Origin of the sequence: Streptomyces sp. OZ13 (genome assembly GCF_052068155.1) — a bacterium.
Classification (GTDB): Bacteria; Actinomycetota; Actinomycetes; order Streptomycetales; family Streptomycetaceae; genus Streptomyces.
The window spans coordinates 622,427-634,678 of sequence record NZ_JBQHCZ010000001.1; the positions used below are offsets into that span (position 1 = coordinate 622,427).

Consider the following 12,252-nt stretch of genomic DNA (forward strand, 5'->3'; position numbering starts at 1 on the left):
CTACAAAATGAGGTCCCCGCATGACCGCCACCCGAGCCACCCCCACCTGGACCACCGACCGCCCATGGCGCGGCATCATGGTCGCCACCGCTCTCCCCCTGCGCGACGACCTCTCCGTCGACCTCGACGCCTACGCCGAGCACGTTCGCCGGCTCATCGACGATGGCTGCGACGGCGTCGTGCCCAACGGCTCGCTCGGCGAGTACCAGACCCTCACCGACGACGAGCGCGCCCGTGTGGTCCGCACCGCCGTCGAGGCCGCGGGCGACGGCGCCCGCGTGATGCCCGGTGTCGCCGCCTACGGCAGCGCGGAGTCCCGCCACTGGGCGGAACAGGCCGCAGAGGAGGGCTGCGGAAGCGTGCTGCTACTGCCGCCGAACGCCTATCGCGCCGACGAGCAGGCGGTGCGCGCCCACTACGCGGAGGTCGCCCGCGTGGGGCTGCCCGTGGTGGGCTACAACAATCCCGTCGACACCAGGGTCGACCTCACCCCCGACCTCCTGGCCCGGCTGCACGGCGACGGCAGCATCGTGGCCGTCAAGGAGTTCAGCGGCGATGTACGCAGGGCCTACGAGATCGGTGAACTCGCACCGGACCTCGATCTGCTGATCGGCGCGGACGACGTGCTGCTCGAACTCGCCCTCGCGGGTGCGGTCGGCTGGATCGCCGGCTACCCGAATGCCTTCCCCGCCACCTGCGCCGAGCTCTACCACGCCGCCGTCGCCGGTCAACTGGACACCGCGGTGCCCCTCTACAAGTCTCTGCATCCGCTGCTGCGCTGGGACTCCAGGACCGAGTTCGTCCAGGCCATCAAGGTGTCCATGGACGTCGTCGGCCGTCGCGGCGGCCCCACCCGTCCGCCGCGCATGCCGCTGCCGGCCGCGGTGGGGGCCGCAGTGCGCGCGGCGACCGAGAAGGCCGTCGCCGACGGCCACCACTGACCCGATCCGCCTCGTAGGAAGGGACGTTCGTGCGGACCCGTCATGTCTTCCACGCCGTCGACTCACACACCGAGGGCATGCCCACGCGCGTGATCACCGGAGGCGTCGGGGTGGTCCCCGGCGCCACGATGGCCGAGCGCAGGCTCCACTTCATCGAGCACCTGGACCATCTGCGCACGCTCCTGATGTACGAGCCGCGCGGTCACGCCTCGATGAGCGGCGCGATACTCCAGCCGCCGACCCGCCCCGACGCCGACTACGGCGTGCTGTACATCGAGGTCTCCGGCCTGCTGCCGATGTGCGGGCACGGCACCATCGGCGTGGCCACCGTCCTCGTCGAGACCGGTATGGTCACGGTCACCGAACCCGTCACCACCGTCCGCCTCGACACCCCCGCCGGGCTCGTCTCCGTCGACGTGCAGGTCGAGGACGGCGCGGCCAAGGCGGTCACGCTCACCAACGTCCCCGCCTTCTGCGTCGGCCTGGACCGCAAGGTGGACGTGCCGGGCCACGGGACGGTGACGTACGACCTCGCGTTCGGCGGGAACTTCTACGCCTTTGTCGAACTGGACTCCCTGGGGCTGCCGTTCGACCGGTCCCGCAAGGACGAACTGCTCGCGGCCGGACTCGCCTTGATGGAGGCGATCAACGCGTCCCCGGACCGCCCCGTCCACCCGGAGCAACCAGAGATCGCGGGGGTCAAGCACGTGTATCTCGCCGCCCCCGGCTCGGACGCGCACCGCTCACGCCATGCCATGGCCATCCACCCCGGCTGGTTCGACCGCTCACCGTGCGGCACCGGCACCTCCGCGCGAATGGCGCAGCTGCACGCTCGTGGTGCTTTGCGGCTGCACTCCGACTTCGTCAACGAGTCCTTCATCGGTACCGAGTTCACCGGCCGTCTCGTGGCGGAGACCGAGGTCGGCGGGGTGCCGGCAGTCGTACCCCGTATCACCGGACGCGCCTGGGTCACGGGAACCGCGCAGTACTTCCTCGACCCGGACGACCCCTTCCCCGCGGGGTTCCTCCTGTGACCACCGCGCCGGCCCGGTCGACCCCACGCGACCCGGTCCCCCATCCGACGTCCTCGTGCGGCTGCTCGACGGTCTCGGCACCGGCCTGTCCGTCAACACCCCCTTTTGCGTCGCACCGGTGCCCGCTCACGGGCCGCCCACCCATAGCCACCTGCGAAAACAACGTGACATTGTACGCTGGTGATCCTCTCTCGGCCACGAGGGCACAGGGCGAAGGGAACACCACCACCATGGGCCACCTGAAGCAGCGCAACCTCATCACCACCAGGGAGCGGCTGCGTGACCAGGTCGCCCACGCCCTGCGCGCCGCGCTCATCTCCGGCGAACTGCGTCCCGGCGAGGTCTACTCGGCGCCCGGCCTCGCCGAGGACTTCGGGATCTCCGCGACACCGGTGCGCGAGGCGATGCTCGACCTGGCCCGGGAGGGCCTCGTCGAGCCGGTCCGCAACAAGGGCTTCCGCGTCACCGAGGTCAACGAGCGCGATCTCGACCAGTACACCGAGATCCGCCTCCTGATCGAGGTTCCCATGGTCCGCAGGATCACCCGTAGCGCCTCCCGCGAAGAGCTGGAAGCGCTGCGGCCGGTGGCCGAGGAGATCGTGCGCGCCGCGCGCGAGCACGACCTCATCGGCTACCTCGAGGCCGACCGCCGGTTCCATCTCTCCCTGCTCGCGCTCGCCGGCAACGACCGGCTCGTCGAGACCGTCGGCGATCTGCGCAAGCGTTCGCGGCTGTACGGGCTGACCGCACTGGACCAGCGCGACCAGCTGATCCCGTCCGCCGAGGAGCACATCGAGCTGCTCGACCTGATGGTGGCGGGTGACGCGAGGGGCGCCGAGAAGTGCATGGCCCGCCACCTCGGACATGTGCGTTCGCTCTGGGCAGAGGGTGCGCAGGAGAAGGCGCGGCAGTCCGCCCCGCGCGGTCCCAGGAGGCAGCTCGGCAGCGCCCGCTGAGGTGCTCAGGTCCCACATGGGGGACCGCTTGCCCCTGCCCTGCGGTCGGCCGGTGAACGGCCACCGTCCCGGCGCCGGCGGACATGGCCGGGCGTCCCTCTTTTCACCGGGACCGCGCCCCGCCACTATGGCGGAGCCATGTCAATGCACGCACCCCCTCGGCCATGGCCCGTGTCAGGTTCCGGCGCACATCGACCGGCCGGTCGCGGGACGCGCGCGCCGGAAACGGACGGTCGGTCATGTACGGATCCCCCGGCAGGGTGAAGGTGGTCGTCGTGACCGCCCTGGCCGCGCTCCTGGCGAGCACGGCGGCCACGATCCCGGCAGAGGCGGCGGCTACGGCGCCACCGCTCCCGCCGGCGTCGACCGTGGCCTTACCGAACGAGGCGGCCCCCGTCCCGTCTCCCGCCGCTCCCCTTTCGGCCCCCGTCCCCTCGCCCGCGGCCGGCCCCGTTCCTTCGGCCGCCCCCGACTGGACCCCGCCGCTGAGTACCCGCGGCCGCTACATCGTCGACGCCGACGGCAACCGCTTCAAGCTCAAGTCCGGCAACTGGCACGGCGCGAGCGGCACCTGGACCGGAACCGGCGACCGCGAGGACCCGGCGAACCACCACGCGGGCGAGAAGGCGGACCGTATTCCGCTCGGCCTCGATCGTGCCCCCATGTCCGAGATCGTCGCCGGCTTCCGTGAGCTGGGGCTCAACAGCGTCCGCCTGCCCTTTTCCAACGAGATGGTGCACGACCGGCGCCCCGTCGCCGACGCGTCGGTGGCCGCCAACCCGGCCCTGCGCGGTCGTACACCCCTCCAGGTCTACGACGCCGTCGTTGCCGCCCTCACCGGCGCGGGACTCGCCGTCGTCCTCAACAACCACACCAACACCACCCGTTGGTGCTGCGGGGTCGACGGAAACGAACGCTGGAACGCGAGCCGCGCCGACGCCGAGTGGGAGGCCGACTGGCTCTTCATGGCCCGCCGCTACCGTCACGAGCCGCGCGTCGTCGGCGCCGACCTCTACAACGAGGTGCGCCGCTCGGTCTGGGACGACCCCAACTGGGGGCTCGGTGACCGCCATGACTGGTTCGCCGCCTCGCAGCGCGTCGGTGACCGCATCCTCCAGGAGGCCGACCCCGACCTCCTGATCATCGTCGAGGGCATCAACTGGACCGGCGTCCCCGTCGACGGCCTTCCGCACGGGCGCCCCACGCTCGAGCCCGTGCAGCGGCTGTCCCACACGCTCGTACGGTCCGGCAAGCTCGTCTACTCCGCCCACTTCTACGACTACACCGGCCCCCACCACACCGGCGCCACCGGTGTGGGCGAGACCTCCGACAACCGCTACCGCGACCTCGGCCGCGAGGAGCTGTTCGACGTACTCGACCGGCAGGCCTTCTATGTGTCCGGCCAGGCCGGCCGGCACTTCACCGCCCCCGTGTGGATCAGCGAGTTCGGCATCGGCGGCCGTGACGAGCACGGCGAGAAGCCACGCGCCTGGTTCGAGAACTTCGTCGACCATCTCATCGCCAGGGACGCCGACTTCGCGTACTGGCCGATGGTCGGCTGGCACGAGGACCGCAAGGGCAACGGCTGGGCCCTGCTCCACTGGGACTCCGCAGGCCGGCGCATCGGCGTCTTCGACGGTGACGACTGGCGCGCCGGCGCGTGGAGCCGCCTCGTCGCCGCCGAGGGGCGCACCGGTCCCGTCCCCTCCACGGACCGCTGGTCCATGCTCGGCCCGGACCACGGCGACTTCGTCCAGTCGCTGCGGATGCGGGCCGCGGGCGACTGGGACGTCGGCGCACGCAAGGCGGCCTGCCCCGACGGCCAGCGACTGGCGGGCCTGGCCCACACCGGGGCGCGTGGCCTGTGCACCGACACGACAGCCCGAGACCTCTGGGCGGTCGACGGCCCGTACGAGGTGGTGCGCGACGAGCGCCACGTCGCGGCAGGTGGCGACTGGGCGTCGGGCTACACCAAGCTCCAGTGCCCCACAGGCCACTTCCTCACCGGCTACAGCGTCCGCGGAGCAGCAGTCTCGGCCGCCCTGTGCGTCGCGACCCGGACGCCGCTCGGCGCGGGCGGCCGGACCGTCTGGTTCGACCGTGGCGACAACCGCCCGCCCGAGGCGCGCGGTGGGGACTTCGCCCACGGCCGCTTCAAGGGTCAGTGCGCGGACGACGAGTACGCGGCCGGTATCGCGTACACCGGCCGCGTGGGCTCGTCCCGGACACCGGACGCGCTGCTGTGCCGGAAGCTGGGCGGAGCGGGTCGCCTCGCCGGCACCGGAGCACGAACCGAGGATCCTGCGAACGTCGGCTGACTCGCTGGAAGGCGGACTCGGCCCAACGGCGCACCAGGCCGAGCACAGGCCCGGTGGATGCGCCGGCTCACGGTCGGTGAAGCCTTGTCAGGCACCGTACGTGAGGGGGGCTGGCGCGAGTGGACCGATTGCGCAGCGGGACCAAGAAGAGGGTCTACCGACCGGTAGTTGTGGCCTGGCCGACCGAGAACGTGGTACCGGGTGCGGCATGGTCGACGGGCCCGTCGAACCGGGCCGAGGCGCGTGCCACCGCCTGTTGCGGGGTGAGGAATCGGCCGACGTGGGTGACGATCAACCGGCCTGCTCGGGCCGCGCCGGCCGTGTCGCCGGTGTCTTCGGGCGTGTGGTGCACCTGTTCCCCCTCGGTCGGCGCCTGGGCGCTCTCGGCCTCGCACAGCAGCACGTCGCATCCCTCGGCCAGTTCCGTGAGGCTCGTGCACGGTGCTGTGTCGCCGGAGTAGACCAGCGATCGACCCTCCGCCTCGATGCGCACGGCGAAGGCCGGTATGCCGTGCGCCACTGCCCGGCTGGTCATGGTGAGCGCGCCGACGCGCGCCTGATGCCCGTCACTCAGCTCATGGACGGCGAAGGCGCGCTCGACCGGGCTGCGTGTCGTGCTGTTGGTGAGGAAATGGGCCAACCGGTCAGCGATTCCGGGCGGTCCGTACAGAGGGATGGGCGCGGCGAGTCGAATGTCCGCGAAGAGCGCCGCGTAGTAGGCGGTGAGCAGGTCCGCGCTGTGATCGGCATGCAGGTGCGAGATCCAGATCGCGTCCACCTCATCGAGCCTGACATGCCGCTGCAGCTGCGCCAGCGTCCCGCTGCCCGCGTCCACCCAGACGTGGGTGCCGCCGCCGGACACGAGGTAGCCGGAGCACGCGTTGTCCACGCTCGCATAGGGCGTCGCAGATCCCAGGACGGTGAGACGGAGAAGATCGCTGGTCATCGGGGGAGTCTATAGACCGCTTGATCCACAGGTATTGACCGTTTCTCCTCACCCGTTGCTCCGCAGAGCTCTCTGCCTGTGCCACGTAGGTCCGTGCCGGGGTGGCCTGGCGGGATGCGCCCGAGCGGTACGGCCTTGGGGGGCCATGTTGCACACCCGCCTCCGCCGGTCGGCCTTGGACGGCACTTTCGAGCGGATGCTCCGGGCCGCCCAGGCGGACGCGGTCCGGGGGACATCGACGGGCAGGTGTCGTTCGACTCCACCCTCGTCCGTGTTCACCAGCACGCCGCCGGAGCCCGAAGAAGGGGCTCCGGCGGCTCGCACTCGGACGCTCCCGAGGCGGCCTGACCAGCAAGATCCACGTCGCCTGCGACGCTCTCGGCCGACCGCCGGCTTCACACGGGCGACATCAGGGCTCCGGGTCAGCGCAGCGCCTTCGCGCGGCTCAGCGCGGCCACGCCCACCGCGGCGAGTGCGATCTGGAACAGCCACTCGACCCAGTCGACGCCGTCGGTGTCGGCCACGCCGAACGCGGCGGCGAGAGCGGTGCCGAGGAAGGCGGCGGCGATGCCGACGACGATGGTCCACAGGACGCCGATGTGCTGCCGGCCGGGTACCACCAGCCGTCCGAGCACGCCGATCAGGGTGCCGATGAGGATCGCGCTGATGATGCCGGATATCTCCATGACCGTACCCTTCCTGTAGTTCTGTGTCGTGAATACGGGTGCCCCTCATGGCTCGGAGCACGCCTGTTCCCCCTGGGGACGTGCTGATGGCCCGGGCGTTGACAAGCTGACGGACCGTCAGTCACGGTGTGGGGCATGGCGAAGATGCGTGCGCGTCTGCTCGTTCTCCTGACCGCGGTCCTTGTGACTGCCGCACTGACGAGCGCCGAAGCGTCCCAGGCCACGGCTACGGCCACTGCCACGGCCTCCGCCCCGGACCGGCTGCCCGGTGCCCTCTGGTTCGACGAGGCGGCCGCCGCCACCCTCACCGTCGAGGACGGACGCTTCACCGACGGGCTCGGCCGCGAGGTCGTGCTGCGCGGCTACAACGTCTCGGGCGGGACCAAGCTCCACGAGAACGGCGGCCTGCCCTTCGCCTCCGTCGCCGACGCCGAGAAGTCCGCGGCCGCGATGCGCAGACTCGGCGGCGCCAACACCGCGAGGTTCCTGCTCTCCTGGGCATACGCGGAACCGGTACGCGGCCGCGTCGACGAGCGTTACCTCGCCGCCGTCACCGAACAGCTGCGCGCCTTCCTCCGGGCAGGTATCCGCGTCTACCCCGACTTCCACCAGGACCTCTACTCCCGCCACCTCTTCCACGAGGACAGCTGGTACACCGGCGACGGAGCCCCCGCCTGGGCCGTGGCGCAGGGGAACTACCCGCGCGAATCCTGCGGCGTCTGCCTGTTCTGGGGCCAGAACATCACGCAGAACAAGGCCGTCACCCAGGCGACGTACGACTTCTGGCACAACAGGGGCGGCGTCCAGGACGCCTTCCTCGACACCGCCCGGTCGGTGATGGCGTACCTCGCCGAACATCTCACCCCCGGCGAGTTCGCGGGCATCGCCGGATTCGACCCGTACAACGAACCGCACGCGGGGACGTACGAACCGGGCCAGAGCAGCCGCGCATGGGAACGGGACGTGCTCTGGCCGTTCTACGAGAAGTTCCGAGCCCGGATGGACGAGGCGGGCTGGCGCGACAAACCCGCCTTCGTCGAACCCAACCTCTTCTGGAACGCCAATCTCGACTTCCAGCGGCAGGAAGGCGGCCTCCTCGACGCGGGCTCCGCCCTCGGCCCCCGCTATGTCTTCAACACACACTTCTACGACCAGAAGGCCATCTCCGGCGTCTTCATGTGGGGCAAGGCGAAGAACGGCCAGTACGCGGGCGACTTCGCCACCGTCCGCGACCGTGCGGCCGGGGCCGGCACGGCCGGCATCGTCAGCGAGTTCGGCCACCCCCTGGCGGGGGCGGTCGCCGACAAGGCGCCGACCGTGCTGAAGGCGATGTACCAGGCCCTCGACTCCCGTCTGTCGGGCGGCACTTGGTGGTCGCGGCCGCAGGACTCCGGCCAGGTCCTCTCCGGTACCCAGTGGCAGTGGGACATCTACAACGGCCGCCACCACGAGCTCATGAACGGCAACCCCGACAAGGTCCTGACCGAGGGCGACGCCTGGAACGACGAGGACCTGTCCGCCGTCCGCCTCGACGACTCGGGCACCGCCGTGCTCCGCCAGGACGCACGGCTCCTCGACCGCCTCTGGCCGAGCGCGACGGCGGGCCGCGTCGTCGGATTCAGCTACGAGGACCGCTCCCGCGACGGCTCCACCACGCTCACCTGGAACCCGGTCCCGGCCTCGATGCCACGCCTCGCCGAACTGGTCGGCAGCGGCCGGTACGGGGTGCTCCTCTGGCGCCCGGACGGCACGTCCGCCCCGACGGAGCTGCACCTCCCGGCGTCGTTCGACCCTGCCCGTACGACGGTGGTATCCGACCTCGGAGCGCTGCACGGCCTGCCCTCGTACGAACCCGGCACGCCCGTGGCGGGGGCCCCCGAACCGGGCGGCACGGGCAGCCGCCGCCTCCTGCTCACGTCACAGGGCGGCGCCCCGGGCGTCCACGTCGCCCTGGTGACGGACGGTGCGACGGCGCCCTCCGCCGACCTGCTGCGGGCGGCCCGCGCGGAACTGACGCAGTGGGCGGGAGACATGCGCTGAGTGGGCGGCCGGGACGGCGTCGGACTGCCCGAAATCGCGGCGCGTACCAGTGGCGACGGTGGGTAGTCTGCGCCGATGGATTCGGCACGGGCGAAAGCAGAACGGGCGGATTTGGAACCGACGGACGACGCAGGGACGGGCGAGGTACCGGCGGACGGTGTTCCGACCGGCTCGGGGCGGGCCGACGCGGTACGCGTCAGGCTGATGAGGGAAGACGACCTCCCTTCGGCGGAGCGCGCCTCGGGGATCGTCTTCCTCGAAGGTGACAGAAGCACCCGCAGGGTCGGCGATCCGGAGCCGGAACCGCGTTCCGCCGCCGCGTCCGCGCAGTGGATCGACCGCATGCGCCACTTCCTGAACGTGGATCCGGCAGGCTGCTGGGCAGCGGTCGAGGGCGACGAGGAGGAGGTCGTCGGCTTCGCGATGTCGCAGAACCGCGAACGGCTCTGGTACCTCGCCACGTACGGCGTGCTGCCGGGGCGTCAGGGTTCCGGCATCGGCAAGCGGCTGATGGACGCCGTCCTGGCCCACGCCGACGGCCGGCAGGGCATCTTCTCCTCCACCGTGCACCCCGCCGCCACCCGCCGGTACCGGATGGCGGGCTTCTCGCTGCACCCGCAGATGCGCATGGTCGGTACGGTCGACCGTGCCACCCTCCCCGCCACCGGGGCCGTCGCCGGGCTCGCCGAGGGGCATGCCGGCGACCTGGAGTGGATGGACCGGCTGGACCAGGACCTGCGCGGCGCCGGTCACGGCCCCGACCACATCCAGCTGCTCGACACCCTGCGGCTCGTCGTCTCCCGGGCGAACGGCCGCCCGGGCTATGTCTACATCGACGACGCGGGCCGGGCGGTCCTGCTGGCGGCCGCGCACCCGGAGACCGCGCAGCACCTGTTGTGGGAGGCTCTTGCGTCCGCGAAGGACAGGACGCTCGTCAACTGCATCACCACCGCCAACGAGTGGGCACTCGACGTGGGTCTGGCCGCCCGCCTCGACATCGGCCAGGAGGGATACATCGCGGTCCGCGACATGGAGCCCCCGGCTCCCTATCTCGCAAGCGGGCATTTCCTCTGACGGGACGATGCGGTGCGCAGCCCACTGGGAGACGCCGGACGACGGAGCGGGCCGGCGGAGCGTCCGGTTCGTGCGCGAGGCGGGCCCGGCGCCCGGTAAGGGGGATGTGCAGGGAGGCCTCCGACGCCGTGATCACACCAGCCACACCGGGGGCATCCGTTGGAGCCGGGGCTGGACACGGTGCTGAGCCGCGTGGGTATCTGAGCCGATCCCGGTCCAGCAGCGGCAGTGCGCCGCGAAGTCGTACACGGCGGTGGCGGTGATCTCCTCGACTGGGCAATGATGGGCCGCGGGGACCAGTTCGCGTGTGAGGAGCTCTGTGGCGGATCTGATGTGGGGCAGTCCGCTGGACGGCCGGGACCCGACGATGGTGGGTCCGTATACGGTGCTGCGGGTATTGGGGCAGGGCGGAATGGGCCGCGTGTACCTGGCTCGTGGCCTCGGCACGCGGTTGTATGCGGTCAAGGTGATCCGGCCGCATCTTGCGGACGAAGAAGGGTTCCGGGCACGTTTTGTGCGGGAGGCATCAGCGGCTCGGGCGGTGAGTGGAGCGTTCACCGCACCTGTGGTCGAGGTGTCCCCGCCGAACGCGGAACTGCTCTGGATGGCCGTCGCATTCGTTGCCGCACCGCCGCTCGACAACCTCGTTGAGCGGGCTGGAGTACTGCCACCGGCAGGCGTGTGGTGGGTAGCGGCCGGTATCGCGGAGGCCCTGTTGTCGGTCCATGGGGCGGAGTTGGTGCACCGGGACCTGAAGCCGGCGAACGTGCTGGTGACCGCTGACGGACCGCGAGTGATCGATTTCGGGATCGCCAAGGCACTGGACGCAGTTGGTACGGCTTCCACGAACGTGATGGGCACCTCGGGGTTCATGGCTCCCGAGCACATTCGGGGAGCCGCCGAACCGGCCAGTGATGTGTTTGCGTTGGGTGCGGTGATGGTGTTCGCGGCAACGGGGCACGCACCGTTCCAGGGGCCGAGCGCGGGCGATGTCCTGGCGCAGACTCTGTATCAGCCGCCGAACCTGAACGGCCTGCCCAGCGAGCTGGCTGACGTGGTGGGGCGGTGCCTGTCCAAAGAGCCGCAGGCGCGGCCCACCCTGAGCCAGATGCTGGAGGAGTTCAGGTATCACCGGGACCGAACCGTCGCCCCCCACGCCGCCACAAGCTGGCTCCCCGCCAAGGCGCTTGCCGTAATAGAGGGCTTCGGCAGTCCGACATCCGCGGCCCCGACCGAACCGCTCCGACCACCTGCGACGACACGTCCCCTCGCGGCGGACCTGCAAGAACGTGCCCGTGAGGTACAGGCGCTGGCTGGGGCGGGTGACGCGGCTGCCGCGCGGGATCTGTATGCCGATCTGGTGCGCGACCACATCCGGGTGCTGGGTGCTGACGATCCGGAGACCCTCCGCGCACGGGACTGGCATGCCTTCTGCACGGCTGAGGCGGGTGACCCGGCTGCCGCGCGGGATCTGTACGCCGACCTGGTTCCCGACCGCGTGCGGGTCCTCGGCCCGGACCACCCCGACACTCTCCACGTGCGGCACCAGCACGCCCGCTACACGGCCGAGGCCGGTGACGCGGCTGCCGCGCGGGATCTGTATGCCGACCTGGTTCCCGACCGTAGCCGGGCTCTCGGCCCGGACCACCCCGACACTTTCCACGTGCGGTACCAACACGCCCGCTATACAGCCGAGGCGGGTGACGCGGCTGCCGCGCGGGATCTGTATGCCGATCTGGTGGGCGACCACATCCGGGTGCTGGGTGCTGACGATCCGGAGACCCTCCGCGCACGGGACTGGCATGCCTTCTGCACGGCTGAGGCGGGTGACCCGGCTGCCGCGCGGGATCTGTACGCCGACCTGGTTCCCGACCGCGTGCGGGTCCTCGGCCCGGACCACCCCGACACTCTCCACGTGCGGCACCAGCACGCCCGCTACACGGCCGAGGCGGAGTGACGTGGCTATGACTTGTCCGGCCGCTCATGTCCGGAGTCAGATGATGAGGGCTGCCGCAGTTGCCGTACCGAGGTAGACCACAGCCGGTGGCGTTCGTAGACCGTTTTCCAGGGCGCCCGAATCGTTCAGGGAGATCACGCCACTGCACACCGGTCCGCCCCGGTGCAGAATCCCCGTCGATCACCTGCCGATGGTCCTGCCACCGGCCGCAACGCCTGTTACCGACCGGCAGAAACGGCCGCAGCCGTTCCCACTCCGCATCACTCAGACCACCCAGTCCTGTGTCCACATCAACGACAT

9 protein-coding genes and 2 pseudogenes are annotated in these 12,252 nt (G+C 70.9%); 8 read left to right on the plus strand and 3 right to left on the minus strand.

Going from position 1 to position 12,252, the window contains the following annotated elements; translation table 11 throughout:
* Positions 1–20: 20 nt before the first annotated feature.
* The 4 genes from ACTMTU_RS02775 (at position 21) to ACTMTU_RS02790 (ending at position 5,249) form a co-directional block, all read left to right on the plus strand.
* On the plus strand, positions 21–941 hold the full coding sequence (locus tag ACTMTU_RS02775) for a dihydrodipicolinate synthase family protein (protein ID WP_441261783.1): 921 nt from the start codon (positions 21–23) through the stop codon (positions 939–941).
* Positions 942–970: 29 nt separating this feature from the next.
* Positions 971–1,975, plus strand: a complete 1,005-nt coding sequence (locus tag ACTMTU_RS02780) for a proline racemase family protein (RefSeq protein ID WP_441261784.1) — start codon at positions 971–973, stop codon at positions 1,973–1,975.
* Positions 1,976–2,205: 230 nt separating this feature from the next.
* A complete protein-coding gene (locus tag ACTMTU_RS02785) occupies positions 2,206–2,931 on the plus strand; it encodes a GntR family transcriptional regulator (RefSeq protein WP_441261785.1) in 726 nt (241 codons plus the stop codon).
* Positions 2,932–3,170: 239 nt separating this feature from the next.
* Positions 3,171–5,249: a glycoside hydrolase family 5 protein gene (locus ACTMTU_RS02790; RefSeq protein ID WP_441261786.1), complete on the plus strand. Its 2,079-nt coding sequence runs from the start codon at positions 3,171–3,173 to the stop codon at positions 5,247–5,249.
* Positions 5,250–5,403: 154 nt separating this feature from the next.
* Here ACTMTU_RS02790 and ACTMTU_RS02795 read toward each other — a convergent pair whose 3' ends face one another.
* Complete coding sequence (locus ACTMTU_RS02795; RefSeq protein WP_441261787.1) at positions 5,404–6,195, minus strand: MBL fold metallo-hydrolase; 792 nt, start codon at positions 6,193–6,195, stop codon at positions 5,404–5,406.
* A 266-nt stretch (positions 6,196–6,461) separates the two neighbouring features.
* Here ACTMTU_RS02795 and ACTMTU_RS02800 point away from each other — a divergent pair.
* Positions 6,462–6,590, plus strand: a pseudogene (locus tag ACTMTU_RS02800) (IS5/IS1182 family transposase); the annotation flags it as partial.
* A 27-nt stretch (positions 6,591–6,617) separates the two neighbouring features.
* Here ACTMTU_RS02800 and ACTMTU_RS02805 read toward each other — a convergent pair.
* Positions 6,618–6,881: a GlsB/YeaQ/YmgE family stress response membrane protein gene (locus ACTMTU_RS02805; RefSeq protein ID WP_441261788.1), complete on the minus strand. Its 264-nt coding sequence runs from the start codon at positions 6,879–6,881 to the stop codon at positions 6,618–6,620.
* Positions 6,882–7,016: 135 nt separating this feature from the next.
* On the opposite strand from ACTMTU_RS02805, the gene ACTMTU_RS02810 reads away from it, so the two are divergent.
* From ACTMTU_RS02810 to ACTMTU_RS02820, 3 genes are all read left to right on the plus strand, one after another.
* Positions 7,017–8,921, plus strand: coding sequence for a cellulase family glycosylhydrolase (locus ACTMTU_RS02810; protein ID WP_441261789.1), 1,905 nt, complete (start codon positions 7,017–7,019; stop codon positions 8,919–8,921).
* A 204-nt stretch (positions 8,922–9,125) separates the two neighbouring features.
* On the plus strand, positions 9,126–9,995 hold the full coding sequence (locus tag ACTMTU_RS02815) for a GNAT family N-acetyltransferase (RefSeq protein WP_441261790.1): 870 nt from the start codon (positions 9,126–9,128) through the stop codon (positions 9,993–9,995).
* 319 nt (positions 9,996–10,314) lie between these two features.
* Complete coding sequence (locus tag ACTMTU_RS02820) at positions 10,315–11,952, plus strand: protein kinase domain-containing protein (protein WP_441261791.1); 1,638 nt, start codon at positions 10,315–10,317, stop codon at positions 11,950–11,952.
* A 121-nt stretch (positions 11,953–12,073) separates the two neighbouring features.
* Here the strand turns inward: ACTMTU_RS02820 and ACTMTU_RS02825 are convergent.
* Positions 12,074–12,241, minus strand: a pseudogene (locus tag ACTMTU_RS02825) (transposase); the annotation flags it as partial.
* Between the last annotated feature and the right edge of the window lie 11 nt (positions 12,242–12,252).

Coding starts and splice junctions, on each gene's coding strand:
- ACTMTU_RS02775 (WP_441261783.1), top strand. CDS start 21: ATGACCGCCACCCGAGCCACCCCCACCTGGACCACCGACCGCCCATGG.
- ACTMTU_RS02785 (WP_441261785.1), top strand. CDS start 2,206: ATGGGCCACCTGAAGCAGCGCAACCTCATCACCACCAGGGAGCGGCTG.
- ACTMTU_RS02790 (WP_441261786.1), top strand. CDS start 3,171: ATGTACGGATCCCCCGGCAGGGTGAAGGTGGTCGTCGTGACCGCCCTG.
- ACTMTU_RS02795 (WP_441261787.1), bottom strand. CDS start 6,195: ATGACCAGCGATCTTCTCCGTCTCACCGTCCTGGGATCTGCGACGCCC.
- ACTMTU_RS02805 (WP_441261788.1), bottom strand. CDS start 6,881: ATGGAGATATCCGGCATCATCAGCGCGATCCTCATCGGCACCCTGATC.
- ACTMTU_RS02810 (WP_441261789.1), top strand. CDS start 7,017: ATGGCGAAGATGCGTGCGCGTCTGCTCGTTCTCCTGACCGCGGTCCTT.
- ACTMTU_RS02815 (WP_441261790.1), top strand. CDS start 9,126: ATGAGGGAAGACGACCTCCCTTCGGCGGAGCGCGCCTCGGGGATCGTC.